The sequence below is a fragment of the Paractinoplanes maris genome (genome assembly GCF_023544465.1).
Taxonomy (GTDB): Bacteria; Actinomycetota; Actinomycetes; order Mycobacteriales; family Micromonosporaceae; genus Actinoplanes; species Actinoplanes maris.
On the sequence record NZ_JALPVL010000010.1, the window covers coordinates 364,344 to 387,511 of the forward strand.

Genomic DNA, 23,168 nt, shown 5'->3' on the forward strand with positions numbered 1-23,168 from the left:
TACGGCGGTGGCCGCGCGCACACCCCTCGCAAGCGGCCCGCTACAGTATGCGCATGCGCCTCTGGCTCACCGGCTCGCCGCCGCTCACCTGAGCGGGACGGCTGCTCAGCCTCATCGCGTCCGGCCCTGATCGGCCCGCCGCGCACCGGCGCATTCCCTCAGCACGTCCCGCTTCCGCGACCATCCGGATCCGCAGTCGCAGGAGCGATAACCCATGCTTGTCATCGAACCGCAAATCCGCACCACCACCGGACTCCGCTATCTGATCGTCGCCGGCTGCCTGTGGGGCACCGGCGGCCTCACCGGCACCCTGCTCGCCCGCGAGGGCGGCCTCTCGTCACTCGGCGTGGCCGCCGCCCGGCTCGGCCTGGGCGGCCTGCTGCTGGTCGCCTTCCTGGTGGCTACCCGGCAACCGGTCCCGCGCGGCCGGGCCGCCTGGACCCGTGTCGCCGTGCTCGGCGTGCTCGCCGCCGAATTCCAGGCCGCCTACTTCGCCGCGGTCGCGCACACCTCGGTCAGCTTGGCCACGCTGCTCACCATCGGCGCCTCCCCGGTGCTGGTGCTGATCGCCGAGGCGGTCACCGGCCGCCGCCGGCTGAGCGGCCGTGTCCTGGCCACGGCGGCCGTCGCCCTGGCCGGGCTGGCGCTGCTGGTCGGCGTCCCGGCGGACGGTCTCGAGCCGGGCCGGATGCTCGCCGGGTCCGGCTTCGCGCTGCTGGCCGCGGCCGGCTTCGCCACCATGACCCTGGTCGCGGCCCGCCCGGTCGAGGGGCTCGACGAGCTGTCCGCCACCGGCTTCGGCTTCACGCTCGGCGCGCTGGTCCTGGCCCCGATCGCGGTCGCGGGTGGCCTGAGCTTCACGGCCACCCCGGCGTCGGTCGGTCTGCTGCTGTTCCTGGGCCTGGGGCCGACGGCGCTCGGCTACGCCGCGTACTTCCGGGGTCTGCGCACCACGGCGGCCGGCACCGCGGCCCTGATGGCGTTGCTGGAACCGCTCGTCGGCACCGCGCTGGCCGTGCTGATCCTGGGTGAGCGGCTGGGCCCGGCCGGCTGGGCCGGCGCCTTCCTGCTGATCGTGGCCCTGGCCGCGGAGAGCCGGTTCAGCGACGTGCGCTGAGCTGGAACTGACCGACGATCTCCTGCAGCTCGCGGGACATCTCACCGAGGTGTTCCGCGGTCTGCTGGGCCTCGTCGACCCCGGCCGAGGTCACCTGGGCCGCGGTCGCCACCCCGGAGACGTTCTGGGCGATCTCGCCGGAGCCGGTGGCCGCCTCGACGATGTTGCGGCTCATCTCGGCGGTCGTCGCGGTCTGCTCCTCCACGGCCGCGGCGATCGTCGTCGAGTGCTCGTTGACCGCCCCGATGATGGTGCTGATCTGGTCGATGGCCGTGATCGCCTCGGTGGTGTCGTTCTGGATGGCCTGCACCCGGGCGGCGATGTCGTCGGTGGCTTTGGCCGTCTCCTGGGCCAGATCCTTCACCTCGCTGGCGACCACGGCGAAGCCCTTGCCGGACTCGCCGGCCCGGGCGGCCTCGATCGTCGCGTTCAGCGCGAGCAGGTTGGTCTGCTCGGCGATGGCAGTGATCAGCTTGACCACCTCGCCGATCTCGGCGCTGCTGCGACCGAGCTGACCGATGGTCTGCCCGGCCCGGCGGGCGCTGTCCACGCCGTCGGCGGCCACCGCGGCGGCCTGGCTGGCACTGCCGGAGATCTCGCGGATCGCGGCGTTCATCTCCTCGGTGCCGGCGGCGACGGTCTGCACGCTGCGCGACACCTCCTCGGCCGACGAGGCGACCCGGTCGGACTGGCTGGAGGCGCCGGCCGCGGCGTCGGCGATGCGGGCCGAGGCGGTGGTCAGCTCCTGCGAGGCGCCGGACAGCGTACGGCTGTGGTCGCTGATCCGGTTGAACGCGTCGAGCAGCACCTCGAGGGTGCTGTTGACCGCCCGCCCCATCACGCCGAGCTCGTCACCGGTGCTGTCGGGCGCGCGTACGGTCAGGTTCTTGGCCGAGACCTCCCGAAGCGTGTCGACGGTCCGGCTCAGCGGTCCGGTGATGCTCCGGGTGACCAGCACGGCGAGCAGCGCGGCCAGGGCCAGGGCCAGGAGCCCGGCCACGATCATGAAGGTGCGCGCGGTGGCCGCGGCCGACTCGGCGCTCCGTTCGGCCGCGGCCGCGTCGCCGATGGCCTGGCCGGTCAGCTCGTCGATGGCGGTGATGATCTCGCGCATCTGGTCGGTGGCGTCGCCGGCCACCAGGTCGCCGGCCTGACCGCGGCCGGCCGCCGTGCCCGCGCGGAAGAGTTCGATGATCTGGTCGTCGGTCGTCATGAACTGCCCGAAGGCCCGCTCGGCGGCGTCGAGAGCGGACTTCTCACCCGCGTCGAGGTCCTCGTCGCGCAGGTCGGCCACGCTCGCGCGGAAGGCACCGGCCGAGGCGAGGAAGCTCTGGCGCGGCCCGGCCGTGTCCGAGGTCGCGCCGGCGACTCCGCGCACGATGTCGAAGGCGTAGCCGTTCTGCCAGCCGTTGAGGTCGGCGGTGCGGAACTTGGCGACCTGCGCCTGCCGGCCGATGTCGCCCGCTTGGCCCAGCTCGGTCGTGGCCCGCGAAGCCGTGCTCTGTCCCCACAACCCGACGCCGAGGGCGATCACCATGCACAGGCACACCCCGGTGAACGCGCCGCCGAGACGCACGCCGATCCGGATGTTGCTGACGAAACGCGTGATCATCGGCATCGCCTTACGCTAGGTCGTGCCCAACGCAAGCGAGGGAGATTCGCGAAACCGTCGTCGTGCGGCGTTCGACGTGCGGGCCGGCGATCCGGGCTCGCCGGTGATCCTGCACGTGCCGCACGCGTCGCGGGAGCTGACGCCGGCCGCGCGGGCGTCGATCGTCCTGGACGACGCGGCGCTGGACGACGAGCTCGATCACCTCACCGACGCGCACACCGATGTGATCGCGCACCGGGCGGCGGACGCGTGCGCCGTACGCCCGTGGGTCTTCACCAACCAGCTGTCGCGCCTGGTCATCGACCCCGAGCGGTTCCCCGACGAGCGCGAGGAGATGCTGGCGGCCGGCATGGCGGCGGTCTACACCCACGGCTACGCCGGCCGCCGGTTGCGCGGGGAGGATCCGGGGCGTGATGCGACGCTGATCCGGGAGCACTACGACCCGTACGCCCGGGCCATGACCGACCTGGTGGCCGACCGCCTGGCCGCCACCGGCCGGGCGGTGATCCTCGACGTGCACTCCTACCCGGCCGAGGCGTTGCCCTACGAACTGCACGGCGACGGTCCGCGCCCGCCGGTCTGCCTGGGCGCCGACGACTTCCACACGCCGCCCGAGCTGCTCACCGGGTTCGGCCCGTTCGCGGTCGAGGTCAACACCCCGTTCGCCGGCTGTTACGTCCCGCTGCGCTACCACCGCCGCGAGCCGGCCGTGACGGCGCTGATGATCGAGATCCGCCGCGACCTCTACGTGCATGACCCCCGAGGTCTGGACGAGCTGGCAGGCGCGCTGGCCGTCCTGGCCGCAACGGTCAGCTGACCTCGGCCCGCACCGGGCCGACGCGCAGAACGCCGTCGTCGAGCGGGGTGCAGCGGATGCCACCCTTGCCGCGCAGCGCCTTCCACGCGCCCGGGCCGACCGTGACGTCCATCCACGCGCACGGGTGAGCCCGCCGGTTGACCCGCAGCCGGACCGGGCCGTCGCCCGAGTCGAGGGTGAGCACCGAGCCGATCAGGTCGTCGACCGGCAGACCGGCGATCAGGATGTTGCGCCGCACCGCGACCAGCCCGGTGCCCGGTGGCAGCGACTCCTGACTGATCACGGTCACGCTCGCGTCGTGATGAGCCGGCCGCCCGAAATACCGGTCACCGGCGATGCCCAGCCCAGCCCGGACCCGTACGTGATCGACCAGCTCTCCCGGCGGTGCCGGCGCCGGACCGTCGGACGGCCGCCCCTCGAACCGATGCACCGGCGAGGCGAGCAGTTCGACGATCTCCGGCACGCGACGATGTTAATCGGTGCAGGCGGCCAGCCCCTTCAAGGTGCCCTCGCGGTAGGCCGCGATGCGCTCGAACGCGGTCGTGCCGTCCCCTTCGGAGTTGCGGCCGAAGGCCAGCAGGGCCTGCACGGCCTCGTCGAGGTCACCGGGGGAGAGGGTCAGCTCACTGTTGGCGGGCCGGGTGAGCAGGTCGTTGGTCCACGAGCCGGCGAGGCAGTCGACCATGAGCTGCCCCTGCTCGGTGCGCGTCGGCTGGCCGCGGCGGGTCTGCGCGGCCCGGGCGAAGAGGTCGCCCAGCAGCATGCCGATGGCGAAGTCGCCGATCCGGTCGTGCAGCGCCGGACCCAGACGGGTGCTGTCGAACGCCACGAAGTCACCGTCGGGGCAGTAGAACGCCGCGCCCTCGGCCGACGCGTCGGGCCGCGGGCAGTCCGGCGGCTCGCCGGCGCGGAACGGCTGGACCGCCAGGTCGGCCCACGTCTGGCCGGTCAGCCGCGGATAGGTGCGCTGCCAGTAGGCCTGGGCGTCGTCGGCCAGCGAGCTCACCGCGTTGTCGTAGGGCAGGTTGCCGCCGGTCGCCGCGTCCCGCTCGGTCTGGAACGGCACCTCGGTGACCGGCAGGTTGGTGCGGCGGTAGCCGGCGCAGGTCGTCACGCCCTCGTCCACGCCGTCCTGCAGGGCGCGGATGCGGTCGAACGCGTTGCCGTGCGCACCCTCGGCCAGCGCCGGGGTGCCCGGCTGGTCACGCAGCGACAACATGCCGGCGACGGTGTCGTCGAGCTGGGCCGGGGTCACGTCCTTGAAGGCCGTCGACCGGCCCGCCAGCACGTCGGCCAGCCAGGCCCCGGCGTAGCAGTCGGCCTGCTGCTCGAGCACGACGGTGGGCTGGTTCCCGGTCCCGATGCGGGTCTGGATGGCGTGCCCGTACTCGTGGGCCATCACGAAGCCGACCAGCAGCGGCCCGAAGTCCTCCTGCAACTGCGGGATCAGCGTCTGGGCGTCCCAGGCGATGAAGTCGTCCGGCGGGCAGTAGAACGCGTTCGGCTCGTACCCCGACTGCTGACCGCCGCACGCCGGCGGCGGGTCGTTCTCGGAGTAGGGGAACCGGCCACCCTGGACGGGAACGAATGTGGCGCCGTCGGCGATGCTGCTGAACTGCGCGGTCCAGAACCGCTCGACGTCCTGGAGGGCGGGCGTGACCACGTCCTCGGCCGAGCGGGCCGGTCGGCGTTCCTGCTCGACGGAGACGATCGAGCAGCCGCCGAGCAGCCCGATCGCCGCGACCAGGGCGGTGGTGAACAGACGCTTAGCCGCCATCGGCTTCCCCTCGACGATCCGGTCTCATCGACGGTAAGTCCCCACGTCCGGGGCACATCAACCGTGGCGACATCGATGAATCGCTCAGCCGGTGACCTTGCCGTCGGCCAGTTCGAGGTGGCGCGTGATCGTGACGGCGTCCAGCATGCGGCGGTCATGAGTGACGAGGAGCAAAGTTCCCTCGTACGACTCCAGGGCCGACTCCAGCTGCTCGATCGCGGCCAGGTCGAGGTGGTTGGTCGGCTCGTCCAGCACGAGCAGGTTGACCCCGCGCGCCTGCAGCAGCGCCAGCGCCGCCCGGGTGCGCTCACCCGGTGAGAGGCTCCCGGCCGGCCGCGGCACGTGCGGCCCGCGCAGCCCGAACTTCGCCAGCAACGTGCGCACCTCGGCGTCGCTGAGCTCGGGCACCGCCTCGCCGAACGCGAGCGCCAGCGACTTGTCCCCCAGGAATAGCCCCCGTGCCTGGTCGATCTCGCCGACGACCACCCCCGACCCGAGGTGCGCGCTGCCCTCGGTGAGCGGGATCCGCTGCAGCAACGCCGCCAGCAGGGTCGACTTGCCGCTGCCGTTGGCCCCGGTGATCGCCACCCGGTCGGCCCAGTCGATCTGCACCGTGACCGGGCCCAGCCGGAAATCCCCCCGCTCCACGACAGCGTCGCGCAGGGTGGCCACCACCGAGCCGGACCGCGGCGCCGCGGCGATCTCCATGCGGAGCTCCCACTCCTTGCGGGGCTCCTCGACCACGTCCAGGCGCTCGATCATCTTCTCGGTCTGCCGGGCCTTGGCCGCCTGCTTCTCGCTGGTCTCGCCCCGCGCGTGTTTGGCGATCTTGTCGTTGTCCGGAGCCTTGCGCCGCGCGTTGCGCACCCCCTTGTCCATCCAGGCCCGTTGCATGCGCGCCCGTTCGAGCAGGTCGTCCTTCTTGCCGGCGTACTCCTCGAACTGCTCCCGGGCGTGCCGCCGTCCCCGCTCGCGCTCGTCGAGGTAACTGGCGTACCCGCCGCCGTACAGGTTGACCTGCTGCTGAGCGAGGTCGAGCTCGAGCACCTTGGTCACCGTGCGGGTCAGGAACTCCCGGTCGTGGCTGACCAGCAGAACCCCTTTGCCGAGCCGCCCCATGAAATCCTCGAGCCGCCGCAGCCCGTCCAGGTCGAGGTCGTTGGTCGGCTCGTCGAGGAGAAAGATGTCGTACCGGCTGAGCAACAGCGACGCCATGCCGGCCCGCGCGGCCTGTCCACCGGAGAGCGCGGTCATCAGATGGTCGAGGCTGACCGTCAGGTTGAGCTCGGCGGCGACCTGCTCGGCCCGCTCCTCGAGGTCGGCGCCACCCAGGTCGAGCCAGCGTTCCAGCGCGGTCGCGTACTCGTCGTCGGCGCCCGCCCGGCTCTCGGTGAGGGCCTCGGTCGCGGCGTCCAGCGCCAGCTGAGCCGGCCCGACACCGGTGCGGCGGGCGAGGAAGTCCCGGACGGTCTCGCCGTCGCGCCGCTCCCGCTCCTGCGGCAGGTAGCCGACGTTGGCGGTGGGCGGGCTCAGTGTGACAGTGCCGCCTTCCGGTGCAACCAGCCCGGCCAGCGTCCGCAACAGCGTCGTCTTCCCGGCGCCGTTGACACCGACCAGCCCGATCACGTCGCCGGGGGCGACCACCAGGTCGAGCGCGGAGAACAGGACGCGGTCGCCGTGCCCGGCGGCCAGATCGCGGGCAATCAGAGTGGCACTCATCGGAGGGTCATCTTAGGGGAGAGGAACCGGGTGACCTCTCGCGACCACAGACTTGTCGCCACCCCGAACGAGTCAGGACAGTGGAACAGCCGCCCCACTGACCCGCACCCCGGGCTCGCCCGGCACCAGGGAAACCGTCAACCGGCTCGGCCGCCCCAAGTCGTCCCCTTGGCGCAGATGCAGGGTCGCGTCCACCGGCACCAGACGCAAAGCCCGGAGATACCCGCCGAGAGCGGCAGCCGCCGCTCCCGTAGCCGGATCCTCCACCACCCCGCCGACCGGGAACGGGTCACGGACGTCGAAGCTGTCCGGCCCGTCCCGATACACCAGCTGGACAGTCGTCCAGCCGCGCGCCTCCATCAGTTCCTTCAGGGCGTCGAACCGGTAATCCAGCCGGCTCAACCGCTCCCGCGAGCGCGCCGCGATGATCGGGTGGTACGCCCCGGCGTAGGCCACCTGCGGCGGAAGTGCCGGGTCGAGATCGTCCGCCTCCCACCGCAGCGCCGTCAGCAGCGCCGCCAACGTCCCGGCCGGCAGTTCGTCGATCGTCGGCGCCACGCTGGTCAGCGTCGCCCGTCCGTCGTCGCCCACCGTCACCGGCACGTCGCCCGCGTTCGTCGTGAAGATGTAGTCGCCCGGTCCGAGCGCCACCGCCGTGGCCACCGTGGCGTGGCCGCAGAACGGGATCTCGGCCAGCGGACTGAAGTAGCGCACCCGGAACCGCCCGTCCCCGAGGTCGCGGGTCACGAACGCCGTCTCCGAATAGCCGACCTCGGCCGCGATCTTCAGCATGGTGCCGTCGTCCAGGCCACCAGCGTCGCGGACCACGCCCGCCGGGTTGCCGCCGGCGGGGTCGTCGCTGAAAGCCGTGTACCTCTCCACGTGAGTCATGCCGTCAGCCTGCCGCCCGACCCCGGCGGCGCGCCAGAGCCACCTCGGCCGCCCTGGACGCGCTGCACGTCACACCCAGGTGGGGGTCATGCCGCCGGCATAGCGGGCGCCCACTCCGCCGGACGGCAGGATCTCTGCGATGGCCGCCAGGTCGGCCGGGGTGAGCTTCAGGTCCACCGCGGCGACATTTTCCTCGACCCGGCTGACGCTGCGGGTGCCCGGGATCGGCACGGTGTGGTCCCGGGTCAGCAGCCAGGCCAGGGCGAGCTGCGAGACGGTGGCGCCCTTGCCGTCGGCGAGTTCCCCGAGCTTCCGTACGGCGTCGAGATTCTTCTCGTAGTTGCCGGGCTGCCACCTCGGGTCGTGGCGGCGCATGTCGCTCTCGTCGTACGCGCCGGACGGTTTCGCGGCGCCGGTGAGGAAGCCGCGCCCCAGCGGTGAGTACGCCACGAAGCCGATCCGCAGCTCGTGCAGCAGCGGGAAGAGCTGTTCGACGTCGCGCTCGAACAACGAGTACTCGGTCTGCAGCACCGACACTGGCTGCACGGCGTGCGCCTTGCGGATGGTCTCGGGGCCGGCCTCGCTCAGCCCGAAATACTTCACCTTGCCGGCGTCGATGAGCTCCTTGACCGTGCCCGCCACGTCCTCGATCGGGACCGCCGGGTCGACCCGGTGCTGATAGAGCACGTCGATCGTGTCCACCCCGAGGTGGCGCAGGCTGTTGTCGGTCACCTCGCGGATGTGCCCGGGGCGGCTGTCGAAGCCGTAGTCGGGGGTGAAACCGAACTTGGTGGCGATGATCACCTCGTCCCGGAAGTCCTTGACCGCCCGGCCCACCACCTTCTCGTTCTCGCCCCAGCCGTACAGCTCGGCGGTGTCGAAGAAGGTGACCCCGAGGTCGTGGGCCCGCCGGATCGCGGCCACCCCTTCCCGCTCGTCGCCGGGACCGTACGCGAGGTTGATGCCCATAGCGCCGTAGCCGAGGGCGGAGACGGTCAGGCCCTGCTGACCGAGAGTGCGCTGTTCCATAGGTGTCTCCCGACAAAGTGTCAAACCAAACGGTTCGGTTCGAACGTAGCTCAGGGACCGAGCCGATGCCAAACCGAACGGTTCGGTTGGCTATTCTGGACCGATGAACGACACCGAGGACCGCATCGTTGCCGCGGCCACGGCCGAGTTCGCCCGGTACGGCATCGCCGGCGCCCGCGTCGAGCGGATCGCCAAACAGGCCCGCACCAGCAAGGAGCGCATCTACGCGTACCACCGGGGCAAGGAGGCGCTCTACCGGCACGTCGCGGCCCAGGAGCTGACAGCGATCGCCGAGGCCACCCGCCTCGATCCGGCCGACCTCCCGGAGTACGCGGGACGCGTCTACGACTACTTCACGACGCACCCCGAGCGCTACCGCCTGATGATGTGGGGTCAGCTCGAACTGCCCGCCGACGACCCCGTCGACAACCCCCTGCGCGTCTCGATGGGCCGCAAGATCGAGACTCTGCGGAAGGCGCAGGAGAACGGGCAGCTGGACGACGGCTGGGACGCCGTCGACATCCTGATGTTCGTCAACCAGATCGCCATGGCCTGGGCCGGTCAGTCCGGGGTGACGCCGGGCCACGACTTCCCGGCCGAGCGCCGGGCCGCGGTCGTCGCCGCGGTGCAGCGGCTCTTCCCGGCGAGCGAGCGGCGGCCGATTGTCACAGGGGCGGAGTAGCGTTCTTGCGGTGACTGATGCTCCAACCGCGATCACACCCCCAACCGACCTTCCGCGCACCCTGGGCGAGCTCCGGGCCTCGGGCCACGAGTTCCGCACCGTCAAGGAAGAGCTGCGCGACAACCTGCTTTCCCGGCTGCGCTCCGGCGAGCCGCGCTTCCCCGGCATCGTGGGCTACGACGACACCGTCCTGCCCGAGGTCGAGCGGGCCCTGCTGGCCGGTCACGACATGGTCCTGCTGGGCGAGCGAGGCCAGGGCAAGACCCGGCTCATCCGCGGGCTGATCGACCTGCTCGACGAGTGGACGCCGGTGATCACCGGCTCCGAGCTGCACGAGCACCCCTATCACCCGCTCACCCCGGCCTCCCGGCGGCTGGTCGACGAGACCGGCGACCTGCTGCCGATCGGGTGGCTGCACCGCTCCGAGCGGTATGGCGAGAAGCTGGCCACCCCCGACACGAGCGTGGGCGACCTGATCGGCGACGTCGATCCGATCAAGGTGGCCGAGGGCCGGTCGCTGGGTGACCCCGACACGATCCACTTCGGGCTGGTGCCGCGCACCAACCGGGGCATCTTCGCGGTCAACGAGCTGCCCGACCTGGCCGAGCGCATCCAGGTGTCGCTGCTCAACGTGCTCGAGGAGCGCGACATCCAGGTCCGCGGCTACCAGCTGCGGCTGCCGCTCGACCTGCTGCTGGTGGCCTCGGCCAACCCGGAGGACTACACCAACCGCGGCCGCATCATCACGCCGCTCAAGGACCGGTTCGGCGCCGAGATCCGGACCCACTACCCGGTCGACCTGTCGCTCGAGACCGCCCTGGTGCGGCAGGAGGCGGCTCTGGTCGCCGCCGTGCCCGACCACCTGATCGACGTGCTGGCCCGTTACACCCGCGCGGTGCGCGAGTCGCCCGCGGTCGACGCGCGCTCGGGCATCTCGGCCCGGTTCGCGATCGCCGCGGCCGAGACCACGGCCGCCTCGGCCCTGCGGCGCAGCGGTCTGCGGCAGGAGCGCGAGGCCGTGGCGCGCATCTGCGACACCGTGTCGGTGACGTCCACGCTGCGCGGCAAGGTCGAGTTCGAGAGCGGCGAGGAGGGGCGCGAGACCGAGGTGCTCGCCCACCTGCTGCGGGTGGCCACCGCCGAGACGTTCCGCGACCGGCTGTCCGGGCTCGACCTGTCCGGGTTCACCGATCTGGTGGCCGAGGGCGCCATCATCGAGACCGGTGACCTGGTCAGCGCGGACGAGCTGCTGGGCCAGATCGGCACCGTGCCGGGGCTGGCCAAGGTGCTCGACCGGCTCGGCCTGGGCGACGCGCCCTCGCCGGGGCAGGCGGCGTCGGCCATCGAGTTCGTGCTCGAGGGGCTCCACCTGACCAGACGCCTGGCCAAGGAGCTCACCGACGACGGCCGCACGCTCTACGGGAGCTAGACGTGGCCGGGGGACGGTTCAGATATGGCGCCTGGCGCGACGGGCCCGACCCGCTCGCGCCGCCGTACGACGTGCGGGCGGCCGTCGACGAGGTCGGTGAGCGGGTGCTGGCCGGCGACAGCCTGCGGGACGTGCTGCGCGACCTCGTGCGGCGGGGCCCGCAGGAGGGCCGGGGGCTCGACGAGCTGCGCGACCGGGCCCGGCGGATGCGTCGCGAGGCGCTGCGCCGGGGCAACCTCGACGGCGCGGTGACCCGGGCCCAGCAGCTGCTCGACCAGGCGATCGCGGCCGAGCGCGACGAGCTGACCCGGCGCGACGACGACACGGCCCGGTTCAACGAGGCCGTGCTCGACAACCTGCCGCGGTCGACGTCGCGGGCGGTCGAGGAGCTGTCCGACTACAGCTGGGCGTCGGCCGAGGCCCAGCAGCTCTACCAGCAGATCCTCGACGGGTTGCGCCGCGAGGTGGTCGAGCAGCGGTTCGCCGGCATGAAACAGGCGCTCGAGCAGGGCGACCTCGACGGCGTGGCCGAGATGGTGTCCGACCTCAACGACCTGCTGTCCAAGCACGCCCGCGGCGAGGACACCGCCGACGCGTTCCAGCAGTTCATGGCCAAACACGGCCAGTTCTTCCCGGAGAACCCGAAAGACGTCGAGGAGCTGATCGACTCGCTGGCCCGGCGGGCAGCGGCGGCCGAGCGGCTTATGCGGTCACTGAGCCCGCAGCAGCAGGAGGAGCTGTCCCGGCTGATGGACCAAGCGCTGGGCGAGGGCCCGCTGCGCGGTCAATTGGGCGAGCTGACCGACAACCTGCGGGCGCTGCGACCCCAGCTCAACTGGGGCCGGGGCGAGCGCATGCGCGGCCCGGAGGATCTGGGCTACGGCGACGCGGCGGCCGCCCTGGGCGAGATCGGCGAGCTCGACGAGTTGCTCGATCAGCTCGGTCAGGAGCATCCGGGGGCCACGCTCGACGACGTGGACGTCGAGATGGTCGAGCGTCAGCTGGGCCGGGGAGCGGCCGACGACGTACGCCGGCTGCGGGAGCTCGAACGGGAGCTGGCCCGCCAGGGGTGGGTCACCCGCGACGCGGAAGGGCTGACGCTCTCGCCGAAGGCGTTGCGCCGGCTCGGGCGCACGGCCCTGGCCCAGGTCTTCGAGGACCTGTCGGGCCGCAAGCAGGGTCAGCACGACCTGCGCGACGCCGGTGCGGCCGGTGACCTGATCGGGTCGTCGCGGCGCTGGGAGTTCGGCGACGAGCAGCCGCTCGACGTCGTACGCACGATCGGCAACGCGGTCCGGCGGCAGGCCGCGGGCGGCGGGGTGGGTGTCCTGCCCGTGCGGCTCGAGCCCGACGACTTCGAGGTGGCCGAGACCGAGCGGCGCGCGTCGGCGGCGGTCGCGCTCTGCGTCGACCTGTCCTACTCGATGTACGCCGACGGGCGCTGGGGCCCGATGAAACAGACCGCCCTGGCGCTCTCGCACCTGGTCGCGACCCAGTTCCCGCAGGATTCGCTGCAGATCATCGGCTTCGGCAAGTATGCGAACGCGCTGTCCCAGGGGCAGCTGGCCGCGATCGACCCGACCGCCGAGAAGGGCACCAACCTGCAGCACGCGCTCAAGCTGGCCGGCCGGCACCTGCGCCGGCACCCGGGGGCCGAGCCGGTGGTGCTGGTGGTGACCGACGGCGAGCCGACAGCCCACCTCGAGCCCGACGGCGAGGCGACGTTCTGGTGGCCGCCGCTGCCCGAGACGATCCGGGCCACGATCCACGAGGTCGACCACCTGACCCGGGCCGGGGCCACGCTCAACTTCTTCATGCTGGGCGAGGACGACGGTCTGCAGCGGTTCGTGGCCGCGGTGGCCGAGCGCAACGGCGGCCGGGTGTTCAGCCCGGACGCCGACGAGCTGGGCCGTTACGTGGTGGACGACTACGTGCGGGCCCGGCGCGGGCGCTGATCAGTCATTCGTGCCGCGCGACTCATCAACCTGGTTCTGCTGCTGCAGTCGCGCGGCACGATGACCGCGGCCGAGCTGGCCGCCGAGCTCGAGGTCTCGGAGCGCACCGTCTATCGCGACGTCGTCGAGCTGTCGTCGGCCGGCGTGCCGGTCTACGCGTCGCAAGGCCGCACCGGCGGCTACCACCTGGTCGACGGCTACCGCACCCGGCTGACCGGCCTGTCCCGGGCCGAGGCGGAGGCGTTGTTCCTGGCCGGGCTGCCGGGGCCGGCGGCCGACATGGGGCTCGGCGAGCCGGTGCGGGCGGCCCGGCTCAAAGTGCTGGCGGCGCTGCCACCCGGACTGCGGGACGCGTCCTCGGTGGCCGGGCAGCGGTTCCACCTGGACGCGCCGGGCTGGTTCCACGACCCGCAGACCCCACCCCTGCTGGTGTCGCTGGCTCAGGCGGTGTGGCAGGACCACGAACTGACGATGACCTACCGGCGCCGCGACGAGGTGACGCGCACGGTCGCGCCGTACGGCCTGGTCCTGAAGAACGGGACCTGGTATCTGGTCGGCCGGGTGAAGGAGGATCTGCGCTCCTACCGCGTCGACCGGATCACCGCGGTCGAGCCGACCGGCGCCACCTTCACCCGCGACCCCGGGTTCGACCTGCCGTCGTTCTGGGCGCAGCGGGCGGTCGCGTTCGTCCGGCAGATGCTGCGCGAGACGATCACGATCCGGCTGTCACCCGACGGCGTACGGCTTCTGCGGTTCGCCGTCGAGCCGGTGGCCGCGGAGCAGGCTCAGGCCGAGGCCGGCGAGCCGGATCCGGAGGGCTGGGTCCGGACCCGGCTCCCGGTCGAGTCGCTCGACGTGGCCTACACCTACATGATGCGGCTCGGCCCCGAGGTCGAGGTGCTCGAACCGCCGTCGTTGCGGGCCCGGCTGGGCGAGGCGGCCGCGCGGACGGCCCAGCTCTACCGGTAACCGGTCACGTCGGCCGGCCGGCCCGGGTCCTGCACCTCGACCAGGTAACGCCAGGCGTCCGGCCGGCTGCCGTCGAGGTCGGTGAAGCCGTACACCTGGGCGAGCTCGCCGCTGGAGACGGACTTGCCGTTCCAGCGGGCCCGGCCGGGGTCACCGGCCAGGGCGGCGACGGCCCGGCCGACGTACGCGGGGGACTCCGAGATCGCGAAGTGCGGCTCCTGGGCGGTGGCGTCGTGCCAGTTGTCCTCGGTGACGCCGAAGTTGTCGAGCATCATCTCGGAGCGCAGCCACCCCGGCGTCAGCGCCACGGCGGTTCCCTGGTGCGGGGCCAGATCCTGGGACCACGCGAACGCCAGCCGGTTGACGCTGACCTTGGCCAGGTCGTAGAACACGGACAGGCGGTAGTTGGTCTCGTTGTAGGCCGTCGTGCCGTCGCCCACCTCGATCACCAGACCGCCCGGCCGGCGGATCAGCAACGGCATCGCGTAGTGGCTGGTGACGATGTGGGTGTCGACGGCCAGCCGCAGCAGCCGGAAGCCCTTGTCCAGCGGCTGCTCCCACACCGGCTGATGCCAGGTGGCCAGCGGGTCGCCGCCCCAGACGTCGTTGACCAGCACGTCCAGCCGGCCCTGCTCGTCGTCGATGCGCCGGACGAGCCGGTCGACCTGCTCCGGCACGAGATGGTCCACGGCCACCGCGATGCCCCGGCCGCCGGCCGCGGTGACCAGCTCGGCGGTTTCCTCGATCGTCTCGGGCCGGTTCATCTCGGAGCGCCGGTCCCGGGTGCTGCGCCCGGTGGCGTAGACCGTGGCGCCGGCCGCGCCGAGTTGCACCGCGATCTGCCGTCCGGCCCCGCGGGTGGCTCCGGCGACGAGCGCCACCTTGCCGTTCATCGTCTGCTTCGTCATGCGACCCATGCTCACGACAAAACCTGACAGCCGATGGCACCTTTTCCAGCGATCTCCGGACCGCCGCGCAGCGGGGTCAGGCAATGAACTAGGTTCCTAGGACGGCGTACGGAATGTGCGACACGTGACTGGTTCGCGACGAGGATTCTGAAGCTCGTTATAGTTGCTCGGCGAGTGGCCGGTCGGGGGGTCCGGGCGTCGGGGGACGTTTGCATCCGGGCAGGGCCGTGCGCTCGCCGGGGTGTCGCCGGGGCATCCGGCACCGCAGGGGGAGAGGAAGTCGTGATGTCGCAGCAGCCTGCGCCGTCCCTCTCCGCCCCGTCCAACCGGATCTGGACGATTCCCAACGTCATCAGCTTCATCCGGCTGCTCGGCGTGCCGCTCTTCCTCTATCTGCTGCTGGGCCCGCAGCACGACGTCGCGGCGGTGATCGTGCTGGCCGTCGGCGGCACCACCGACTGGGTCGACGGCTTCGTGGCCCGGCGGATGAACTCGGTGAGCCGGCTCGGTGAGCTGCTCGACCCGTTCGCCGACCGGCTCTACATCCTGGCCACGCTGATCGGCTTCACCGTGCGCGGCGTGGTTCCGTACTGGTTGACCGGTGCCCTGCTGCTGCGCGAGCTGGTGCTGGCCATCGCGCTGGTGGTGCTGCGGCGCAACGGGTACGGACCGCCGCCCGTCCACTACGTCGGCAAGACCGGCACGTTCGTGCTGCTCGCGGCGTTCCCGGTGATCCTGCTGGCCCGGGCCGTGCCGTCGATCGACTCGTGGGCCGGGCCGCTCGGCTGGGGGCTGGCCTGGTGGGCGCTCGGGCTCTACTGGGCGGCCGGCGTCCTCTATCTGCTGCAGACCGGCCAGCTCCTGCGGGCCCGCCGGGCGGCGGCCTGATGAGTGTTCCTCCCGACGCGCCCGTCGACCGCGCCGAGGAGGGGCAGCCCCCGAAACGGGTCTACCCCGCCGACTTCCTGACCGAGCTGTTCCGCAACCCGCTCGACGCCGGCTATGCCGACGCGGCCGCCCGCAAGCTGAGCGACGGCGAGCCGACCGGCGCCCGCAAGGCCGTGGCCAGCGGCAGCCTGGCGGTCGCGCTCGTGGTGCTCGGCTTCCTGCTCGTCGTCGCCTATCAGCAGACCGTCGCCGAGGAGCCGGCCCGCACCACTGCCCGGGCCGAGCTGATCGACCAGGTCGAGAAGCGCCGCGACACCACCAGCACCCTGCAGCGGCGGGCCGACGGGCTGGCCGACGAGGTGTCCCAGCTGCGCGAGCGCGAGCTCGGCGGCCAGGCGGCCAGGAAACTGCGCGACACCGAGGCCGCCACGGGTCTGGCCCCGGTGACCGGCTCGGGCGCGCGGATCACCGTGGGGGACGGGCCGACCCCGATCAACGCGGTCACCGGGGAGCGCAACCTGGTGGCCCGGGTCAAGGACTCCGACCTGCAGCTGGCCGCGAACGCGCTGTGGTCGCTGGGGGCCGAGGCGATCGCGGTCAACGGGCAGCGGCTGACCGCCACGTCGACGATCCGGCAGGCCGGCGAGGCGATCCTGGTCGACCTGAGCCCGGTCACCACCCCGTACGAAGTGGTGGCGATCGGCCCGGACGACCTCGCCCAGGACTTCCGCGACGGCTACGCGGGCCGGTTCTTCGAGCAGCTCTCGGCCAAGTACGGCATGTCGTTCGACGCCCGGGCCGCCGACGACCTGCGGTTGGAGGCCGCGACCGAGCTCAAGCTGCGGGTCGCGCAGCCGTCCACGCCGCCGTCGGCACCCGCCACCATCGTCTCCGGTTCGGCGCCCACGCCGGCCGGTTCGCCCCGCTCATCGTCGGAAGGCGGCCGATGATCGCCGTTCTCGCCCTGATCGCCGGTGTCGCCCTGGGCATCTGGTTCCACCCCACGGTGCCGCCGGAACTGGCGCCCTACCTGCCGATCGCGGTGGTGGCGGCGCTGGACGCGGTGTTCGGCGGGGTGCGGGCCAAGCTCGACGGCATCTTCGACGACAAGCAGTTCGTGGTCTCGTTCATCTCGAACGTGCTGGTCGCGGCACTGATCGTCTATCTGGGGGACCAGCTCGGGGTGGGCACCCAGCTGTCCACCGGCGTGGTGGTCGTCCTAGGCGTGCGTATCTTCGGCAATGTGGCGGCGATCCGCCGGCACCTGTTCCGGGCGTGAGCGGGTGAGGGACCGATGACTGACAAGCAGGAGCACGAGGGCGACCCCGAGCAGGGCATGCCCACGGCGGGCCGCAAGCCGGCGCCGGTCGAGAACGAGGCCGACGAGGTCACCCAGCTGCTAGGCGGCGGCCGTCCCGCCCCGGCGGGCACCGACCCCGGCGAATCGACTCGGCTGTTGAGCAGCCGCCCGGTCCCGGCAGCGAGCGACCCCGGCGAGGCCACTCGGTTGCTGAGCAGCCGCCCGGTCCCGGCGAGCGACCCCGGCGAGGCCACCCAGCTGTTGAGCAGCCGGCCGGTCCCGGCGGCGAGCGATCCGGGCGAGGCCACCCAGCTGCTGGGCGGGGGCGACGACGGGCCGACGGTGGAGACGTCGCGGCGGGCGCTGCTGGAACCGAAGACGGTGGATCTCGACGGGCCGACGCGGCGGCTGTCCATGTCGTCACCCGATCCGGTGACAGCGCCGGGCTCGGCGGACGGAACTGCACCGGCGGTGGGTGCTGCGGACCCGGCTGCGCCCGTCGACTCCGCTCCGAGCGAGGCGGTCACACCAGAACTCGTACGAAAAGAAGAGCCGCCGCCGAATCCGCCGTCGAAAGTCGGCGCGGGGTTCTTGCGGTTGCTGGGCAAGCGTCCGGCCAGTCCGGCCGGGCTGCTGATCCTGGTGCTGCTGGCGCTGTTCGGGTTCACCCTGGTGGTGCAGCTGCGCAACAACGACGGGGCCGACGGTCTGGCCAGCGCCCGCCAGGAGGACCTGGTGCGCATCCTCAGCGACCTCGAGGCTCGGGACAGCCGGCTGCAGAGCGAGATCAGCGCGCTGGAGACCAGCCAGCGTCAGCTCACCTCGGGTGTGGCCGGGCGGCAGGCCGCGCTGGCCGAGGCCGAGAAGCGCGCCGACGAGCTGGGTCTGCTGGCCGGCACGGTGGCCGGGCGCGGGCCGGGTCTGCGGATCGTGATCAACGGGGTGAAGGCGTCGGCGATCCTCAACACCGTGCAGGAGCTGCGCGGGGCCGGGGGTGAGGTCATGCAGATCGCCGGGGCTGAGAACAAGGCCGTCCGGATCGTCGCGTCCAGTTATTTCGTGGACGCCGAGGGCGGCGGGGTGATCGTCGATGGGCAACGGTTGACCGGGCCCTACACGATGACCGTGATCGGGGTGCCGCAGGTCATGCAGACGGCGCTGCAGATCCCCGGCGGGGTGGTGGCGTCGGTGAACAGCGGCGGCGGTAGCGTGACGTTGGAACAACGGACCTTGGTCGAAGTGACCGCGGTCCGTGATGCGACCACATTGCAATACGCACGGCCGGCGTCCTGAAAGGGGCGGCGGGGATTCGTGATAACGGGAGAGAACGCGTGATTCCTGAGGACCTGCGGTACACGGCTGAGCACGAGTGGGTGGCCGGAGACGGCAGCGGGCCCGTGCGGGTGGGCATCACCCACTTCGCGCAGGACGCACTCGGCGACATCGTCTTCGTGGACCTGCCCGACGAGGGCACCGAGGTGACCGCGGGCGAGACGTTCGGCGAGGTCGAGTCGACCAAGAGCGTGTCCGAGCTGTACGCGCCGATCTCGGGCACGGTGGTCGCCAAGAACGCCTCGCTGACCGACGAGCCCGAGCTGATCAACGCCGAGCCCTATGCGGCGGGCTGGCTGGTGGAAATCGCGCCCGCCGATTCCGCGGCGATAACGCAGCTGCTCGACGCCGAGGCTTACAAAGCTCTGACGGAGAGCTGAGCCGAAGCTGTCCCGGGCCGGGTTGACGGAAGTCAGCGCGTCCGGTTGCCCCGCGATATTGGCGCTGACTAGGCTCGCGGGGCACAACGAATGTTATGCCTTTGAAACCGATAGTCGTGCGTCCAAGCCTTCCGGCTGCGGCGGGGGAGACCCGTGCCGCGAGGCGACGACCAACTGATCCGTGAGGTGGTCCATGACGCGCCCAGACGACGAGTTCCCCCCACTCGACGTCACGTCCACGCTGAACCTCGGAGCCCTCGACGAGGTCCTCGAGGGTCCCGACACCGACGTGGTGCCGAGCCGCATGTCCGGTTCGCTCCCGCCCGGGATGGCGCTGCTGGTGGTGCGCCGGGGTCCCAACGCGGGAGCCCGCTTCCTGCTGGATCACGACGTGACGACCAGTGGACGGCATCCCGACAGCGACATCTTCCTCGACGACGTGACGGTGTCCCGCCGGCACGCCGAGTTCCACCGCGACGGCGGCACCTTCACGGTGCGCGACGTGGGCTCGCTGAACGGCACGTATGTCAACCGCGAGCGGGTCGAGGCGGCCACCCTCAGCAACGGTGACGAGGTGCAGATCGGCAAGTTCCGGCTGGTCTTCATCGCCGGCCCGCGGCCCGAGGGAGAGGGCAGCTAGCAGTGAATTCGTCGGGGGCGGCCGCACGCGACCCGGGGGCCTCGCGTCCTCAGGGTCAGCGTGAGGCTGCGCTGATGAGCATCGGGGAGGTGCTGGCCCACCTGCGCACCGAGTTCCCCGACACGACGATCTCCAAGTTGCGGTTCCTGGAGGCGGAGGGGCTGGTCGATCCCCAGCGCACCGCCTCCGGGTATCGCAAGTACTCGTGGAACGACATCGCGCGGCTGCGTTTCGTGCTGACCGCGCAACGCGATCAGTACCTGCCGCTGCGGGTGATCCGCGAGCAGTTGGAGCAGATGGAGTCCGAGCCGGTGGCGCCCAGCCGCCCGGCCCTGGTCGCGGTGGGCGCCGAGAGGGCCGCCGATCCGTCCGACACCCGGGTCCCCCGGGAGGATGTGATGGAACGCACGGGCGTCACCGCCGAGCTGCTCGACGAACTCGAGCGGATGGGCCTGGTGACCGCGCGGCCCCCGGGCTGGTATGACGGCGACGCCGTGATCATCGTCGAGGCCGTCGTCGGTCTGACCAAGTACGGCCTGGAGTTGCGCCACCTGCGCGGTTTCCGGGCTGCCTCCGACCGTGAGGTCGGCCTGTTCACCCAGTTGCTGGCGCCGCTGGTGCGTCAGAGCGACCCGGCCGCACGGGCCCGGGCCAACGAGACAGCCCGTGATCTGCAGGCACTCTCGCAGCGTCTGCACGCCGCTTTGGTCCGGGCCGGACTGCGCGGCGAACTCGGTCGTTGAGGCTGATTCGCCTAGGCTTTCCAGGGGTATGCCGCACCCGTCGGATACGGACGGCAGGCGTGTAACGTGCAGGTGAGGGGCAGCCGTGCGGGGCGGCGCGACAACGACACGGAGGCGGGGCTGTGCGCGAGCTGAGCGTGGTCGGAGTTCGGGTGGAGCTGCCGAGCAACCAGCCGATCGTCCTGCTGCGAGAGGTGGATGGCGATCGCTATCTGCCGATCTGGATCGGCGCCGTCGAGGCGACGGCGATCGCCTATGAGCAGCAGGGTGTCAAGCCGGCCCGGCCGCTGACCCACGATCTCCTGCGCGACATCCTGACGGCGCTCGAGGCGCCGCTGACCGCGGTCGAGATCACCGAGCTCAAGGACAACGTCTTCTACGCCGATCTGCTGATCGGCGAGGACGTCCGGGTGTCGGCGCGCCCGAGCGACTCGATCGCGCTGGCTCTGCGGGTCGGTGCGCCGATCCGCTGCGCCGAGCAGGTGCTGACCGAGGCCGGCATCGTCATCCCCGACGAGCAGGAGGACGAGGTCGAGAAGTTCCGCGAGTTCCTCGACCAGGTGCGTCCCGAGGATTTCGCCGGCTGACTTGATCGACAACCACCTCGCTCTCGCGCGGCGTGTCGCTCGGTTACTTCTCTGTTTCCGCGGGCGCTGAGATATACGCTCGTGAAGTCCAGGTGAAGCGGCGGCACCGCGCAGCGGGGAGGTGGTCGCGTGCACGAGCAGCCTCTTGAACAAGATGGGCCCCTCGTCGGCGAGGACGGATCGGTCGGTTATCGCGGGGTCACGGCATGCCAGGCGGTCGGCATCAGCTACCGCCAGCTCGACTACTGGGCGCGGACGACACTGGTGATCCCGAGCATCCGGGACGCCTCCGGTTCGGGCACCCAGCGGCTCTACTCGTTCCGTGACCTGGTCGTGCTCAAGGTCGTGAAGCGCTTGCTCGACGCGGGCGTGTCGCTGCAGAACATCCGCCGGGCCATCGAGACGCTGCGATCGCGCGGCGTCGAGGACCTGGCCGGCATCACGCTGATCTCCGACGGCACCACGGTCTACGAGTGCCGGTCGCCGGAGGAGGTCGTCGATCTGCTCCAGGGCGGTCAGGGCGTGTTCGGCATCGCCATCGGCGGCGCCTTCAAGGAGATCCAGGGTTCCCTGTCCCACCTGCCCGCGGAGCCCGCGGGTGGCCCGGTGCCGGTCGGCACGGGCACCGAACCCGAGCCCGCCGCCGGCGACGAGCTGGCCGCACGCCGGGCCCGCCGCCGCGCCGGCTGACCCGCCGCCGCGTTTGCTGATCCGGCAAGTTCGGTTGGCGTTGGCTGCGGTGTGCCGCAGGCTGGGCGCATGAGTGACGAACAGGCTTGGGACACCCGGTACAGCGAGAAGGCCCGGATCTGGAGCGGCAACCCTAATGTGGTGCTGGCGCGGGAGGCCGGCGACCTGCCGCCCGGTCGCGCGCTCGACCTGGGGTGTGGCGAGGGCGGCGACGCGATCTGGCTGGCCCGGCGGGGCTGGCAGGTCACCGCGGCCGACATCTCCGGGGTGGCACTGGCCCGGGCCCAGCAGCACGCCGACGACGCGGGCGTGACCGTCGACTGGCAGAAGCGCGACCTGCTGACCGACTTCCCCGAGGGCCGCTACGACCTGGTCAGCGCCCAGTTCCTGCACTTCTGGGGCGAGTTCGACCGGGAGAGCATCCTGCGCAAGGCCGCGGCCGCGGTGGCTCCGGGCGGCATCCTGCTGATCGAGGGGCACCTGGACACCGGCCCGGTGCACCGCCCCGAGCACGAGAACGCCCCCGAGCTGCCCGGCCCCGACGAGGTGATCGAGCGGCTGCACCTGGACGAGGGCTGGGAGGTGCTGCTGGCCGAGGTCCACCCGCGCGAGCACGTCATCGACGGCGTGACCCACCAGCGCACCGACAACACGGTCAAGGTGCGCCGCCGGGCTTGACCCTCACACGGTGTCAGCCGCGAGCCTGAGGGCATGACGACATCAACGATGACGGATCTCGGCCGCCACGCGAGCGCGGTGGCCGGCCTGCCCGGTGACCTGGCCTCGATCGTCGGCACGGTGCAGGGACTGCTTCTGCATGAGGGCTGGGCCGCCCGGTACGGCGTCGAGGTCGCCGACCCCGGCACGGCGAACCTGCGGCGAACCGAGGAACTGCTGGACGCGGCCGGTGACCGGCCGCTCGGCGAGGCCCGGGAACCCGGCGACCGGGTGGCCACCATGTGCCGCAGCTTCACCGTCGTCACGGTCGCGCTGCTGCGGGCGCACGGCTTCGAGGCCCGCGCCCGGTGTGGCTTCGGTGCCTACTTCACGCCCGGTCGCTTCGACGACCACTGGGTGGTCGAGGTCGGCGGCAAGCTGGTCGACGCGCAGCTCGACGCCCTCCAGTGCGCGGCCCTGGGGGTCACCTTCGACCCGCTCGACGTTCCGCGCGACCAGTTCCTGCCGGGGCCGGACGCGTGGCGGCTCGTGCGTGGCGGTGGGGCCGATCCGTCGCTGTTCGGGCACCCACCGGCCCGGATGGCGGGGGAGTGGTTCATCGCCGGCAACGTGATCCGGGACCGGGCCGCGACGGCCGGGGCCGTGGCGTTGCCGTGGGACGTCTGGGAGCCGATGCCGGGGCCGGACGACGAGGTCGATGTGGCCTTGATCGACCGGATCGCCGCCGGGGAGGAGTCAGTCGTCGTCCCGGCGGAAGTTCTCAACGTCCGCCGGGGGAGGGTGGAGAAGCTGTAGCGTCGCAGATGTGATTCCGCAGCACTATCCGCTCTATCTGCGCGAGCCGGGCGCCCGGCCGGCCGAGGACAAGATCTGGCTGGTCGTGGGCTGGATGCCGGACAAGATCTCCGGTCTGCCGCGCCAGCCGGTGGCCCTGCTCTGCGACGGCGATGTCGAGGAGCCCCGGGTCCTCGAGCAGACCTCGGTCTTCCGGGTGCTGGGCACCAGCCGCCACTGAGGTTCATTCA

The 23,168-nt window shown here is 71.8% G+C and carries 25 protein-coding genes; 18 read left to right on the plus strand and 7 right to left on the minus strand.

Going from position 1 to position 23,168, the window contains the following annotated elements; translation table 11 throughout:
- Positions 1 to 214 precede the first annotated feature (214 nt).
- The gene (locus tag NAG42_RS29225; RefSeq protein ID WP_250035053.1) at positions 215 to 1,117 is read left to right on the plus strand and encodes a DMT family transporter; all 903 of its coding nucleotides are present in this window, start codon (positions 215 to 217) and stop codon (positions 1,115 to 1,117) included.
- On the opposite strand, the gene NAG42_RS29230 is transcribed toward NAG42_RS29225, so the two are convergent.
- Entirely contained in the window at positions 1,101 to 2,735 is a 1,635-nt protein-coding gene (locus NAG42_RS29230; RefSeq protein WP_250035054.1) for a methyl-accepting chemotaxis protein, read from the minus strand. The two genes, NAG42_RS29225 and NAG42_RS29230, sit on opposite strands and share 17 nt — an antisense overlap.
- A gap of 16 nt (positions 2,736 to 2,751) precedes the next feature.
- On the opposite strand from NAG42_RS29230, the gene NAG42_RS29235 reads away from it, so the two are divergent.
- Entirely contained in the window at positions 2,752 to 3,546 is a 795-nt protein-coding gene (locus NAG42_RS29235; RefSeq protein WP_250035055.1) for an N-formylglutamate amidohydrolase, read from the plus strand.
- Here the strand turns inward: NAG42_RS29235 and NAG42_RS29240 are convergent.
- The 5 genes from NAG42_RS29240 to NAG42_RS29260 all read right to left on the minus strand — a co-directional run bounded on the left by NAG42_RS29240 (position 3,539) and on the right by NAG42_RS29260 (position 8,962).
- Entirely contained in the window at positions 3,539 to 4,009 is a 471-nt protein-coding gene (locus NAG42_RS29240; protein WP_250035057.1) for a molybdenum cofactor biosysynthesis protein, read from the minus strand. The genes NAG42_RS29235 and NAG42_RS29240 overlap by 8 nt on opposite strands.
- A gap of 9 nt (positions 4,010 to 4,018) precedes the next feature.
- Positions 4,019 to 5,323, minus strand: a complete 1,305-nt coding sequence (locus NAG42_RS29245) for a neutral zinc metallopeptidase (protein WP_250035058.1) — start codon at positions 5,321 to 5,323, stop codon at positions 4,019 to 4,021.
- Positions 5,324 to 5,407: 84 nt separating this feature from the next.
- Positions 5,408 to 7,042 carry an ABC-F family ATP-binding cassette domain-containing protein gene (locus NAG42_RS29250; RefSeq protein WP_250035060.1) on the minus strand — a complete coding sequence of 545 codons (1,635 nt, stop codon included), beginning with the start codon at positions 7,040 to 7,042 and terminating at the stop codon, positions 5,408 to 5,410.
- A gap of 72 nt (positions 7,043 to 7,114) precedes the next feature.
- Positions 7,115 to 7,933 (minus strand): PhzF family phenazine biosynthesis protein, encoded by an 819-nt coding sequence (locus NAG42_RS29255; protein ID WP_250035062.1) that lies wholly within the window; start codon positions 7,931 to 7,933, stop codon positions 7,115 to 7,117.
- 69 nt (positions 7,934 to 8,002) lie between these two features.
- Complete coding sequence (locus NAG42_RS29260; protein ID WP_250035063.1) at positions 8,003 to 8,962, minus strand: aldo/keto reductase; 960 nt, start codon at positions 8,960 to 8,962, stop codon at positions 8,003 to 8,005.
- Positions 8,963 to 9,065: 103 nt separating this feature from the next.
- Between NAG42_RS29260 and NAG42_RS29265 the strand changes: the two genes are divergently transcribed.
- From NAG42_RS29265 to NAG42_RS29280, 4 genes are read left to right on the plus strand one after another with little or no spacing between them, the layout of a single operon-like run.
- Positions 9,066 to 9,644 carry a TetR family transcriptional regulator gene (locus NAG42_RS29265; protein WP_250035064.1) on the plus strand — a complete coding sequence of 193 codons (579 nt, stop codon included), beginning with the start codon at positions 9,066 to 9,068 and terminating at the stop codon, positions 9,642 to 9,644.
- Between the two features lie 10 nt (positions 9,645 to 9,654).
- Complete coding sequence (locus NAG42_RS29270) at positions 9,655 to 11,073, plus strand: sigma 54-interacting transcriptional regulator (RefSeq protein ID WP_250035066.1); 1,419 nt, start codon at positions 9,655 to 9,657, stop codon at positions 11,071 to 11,073.
- Positions 11,074 to 11,075: 2 nt separating this feature from the next.
- The gene (locus NAG42_RS29275; protein WP_250035067.1) at positions 11,076 to 13,028 is read left to right on the plus strand and encodes a vWA domain-containing protein; all 1,953 of its coding nucleotides are present in this window, start codon (positions 11,076 to 11,078) and stop codon (positions 13,026 to 13,028) included.
- A gap of 30 nt (positions 13,029 to 13,058) precedes the next feature.
- The gene (locus NAG42_RS29280; RefSeq protein WP_284046067.1) at positions 13,059 to 13,997 is read left to right on the plus strand and encodes a WYL domain-containing protein; all 939 of its coding nucleotides are present in this window, start codon (positions 13,059 to 13,061) and stop codon (positions 13,995 to 13,997) included.
- On the opposite strand, the gene NAG42_RS29285 is transcribed toward NAG42_RS29280, so the two are convergent.
- Positions 13,988 to 14,905 carry an SDR family oxidoreductase gene (locus tag NAG42_RS29285; protein ID WP_250035069.1) on the minus strand — a complete coding sequence of 306 codons (918 nt, stop codon included), beginning with the start codon at positions 14,903 to 14,905 and terminating at the stop codon, positions 13,988 to 13,990. The genes NAG42_RS29280 and NAG42_RS29285 overlap by 10 nt on opposite strands.
- A 285-nt stretch (positions 14,906 to 15,190) precedes the next feature.
- On the opposite strand from NAG42_RS29285, the gene clsA reads away from it, so the two are divergent.
- The 12 genes from clsA (at position 15,191) to NAG42_RS29345 (ending at position 23,158) form a co-directional block, all read left to right on the plus strand.
- Positions 15,191 to 15,793 (plus strand): cardiolipin synthase ClsA, encoded by a 603-nt coding sequence (clsA, locus tag NAG42_RS29290; protein WP_250035070.1) that lies wholly within the window; start codon positions 15,191 to 15,193, stop codon positions 15,791 to 15,793.
- Entirely contained in the window at positions 15,793 to 16,743 is a 951-nt protein-coding gene (locus tag NAG42_RS29295) for a DUF881 domain-containing protein (RefSeq protein ID WP_250035071.1), read from the plus strand. Before clsA ends, NAG42_RS29295 begins: the two co-directional genes overlap by 1 nt.
- Positions 16,740 to 17,072: a small basic family protein gene (locus NAG42_RS29300; RefSeq protein WP_250035072.1), complete on the plus strand. Its 333-nt coding sequence runs from the start codon at positions 16,740 to 16,742 to the stop codon at positions 17,070 to 17,072. Before NAG42_RS29295 ends, NAG42_RS29300 begins: the two co-directional genes overlap by 4 nt.
- Positions 17,073 to 17,087: 15 nt before the next feature.
- Positions 17,088 to 18,386, plus strand: a complete 1,299-nt coding sequence (locus NAG42_RS29305; RefSeq protein WP_250035073.1) for a DUF881 domain-containing protein — start codon at positions 17,088 to 17,090, stop codon at positions 18,384 to 18,386.
- Between the two features lie 38 nt (positions 18,387 to 18,424).
- On the plus strand, positions 18,425 to 18,805 hold the full coding sequence (gcvH, locus tag NAG42_RS29310; RefSeq protein WP_250035074.1) for a glycine cleavage system protein GcvH: 381 nt from the start codon (positions 18,425 to 18,427) through the stop codon (positions 18,803 to 18,805).
- A gap of 193 nt (positions 18,806 to 18,998) precedes the next feature.
- Positions 18,999 to 19,445 carry an oxoglutarate dehydrogenase inhibitor Odhl gene (gene odhI / locus NAG42_RS29315; protein ID WP_202994510.1) on the plus strand — a complete coding sequence of 149 codons (447 nt, stop codon included), beginning with the start codon at positions 18,999 to 19,001 and terminating at the stop codon, positions 19,443 to 19,445.
- A 74-nt stretch (positions 19,446 to 19,519) separates the two neighbouring features.
- Positions 19,520 to 20,188, plus strand: a complete 669-nt coding sequence (gene ftsR, locus NAG42_RS29320) for a transcriptional regulator FtsR (RefSeq protein ID WP_250035075.1) — start codon at positions 19,520 to 19,522, stop codon at positions 20,186 to 20,188.
- 122 nt (positions 20,189 to 20,310) lie between these two features.
- A complete protein-coding gene (locus NAG42_RS29325) occupies positions 20,311 to 20,775 on the plus strand; it encodes a bifunctional nuclease family protein (protein ID WP_221377409.1) in 465 nt (154 codons plus the stop codon).
- Between the two features lie 129 nt (positions 20,776 to 20,904).
- Positions 20,905 to 21,465: a MerR family transcriptional regulator gene (locus NAG42_RS29330; RefSeq protein ID WP_250035076.1), complete on the plus strand. Its 561-nt coding sequence runs from the start codon at positions 20,905 to 20,907 to the stop codon at positions 21,463 to 21,465.
- 69 nt (positions 21,466 to 21,534) lie between these two features.
- The gene (locus tag NAG42_RS29335) at positions 21,535 to 22,143 is read left to right on the plus strand and encodes a class I SAM-dependent methyltransferase (protein ID WP_250035077.1); all 609 of its coding nucleotides are present in this window, start codon (positions 21,535 to 21,537) and stop codon (positions 22,141 to 22,143) included.
- A gap of 33 nt (positions 22,144 to 22,176) precedes the next feature.
- Positions 22,177 to 22,938, plus strand: a complete 762-nt coding sequence (locus NAG42_RS29340; RefSeq protein ID WP_250035078.1) for a transglutaminase-like domain-containing protein — start codon at positions 22,177 to 22,179, stop codon at positions 22,936 to 22,938.
- Positions 22,939 to 22,948: 10 nt separating this feature from the next.
- Complete coding sequence (locus NAG42_RS29345; RefSeq protein ID WP_250035079.1) at positions 22,949 to 23,158, plus strand: hypothetical protein; 210 nt, start codon at positions 22,949 to 22,951, stop codon at positions 23,156 to 23,158.
- Positions 23,159 to 23,168: the final 10 nt, after the last annotated feature.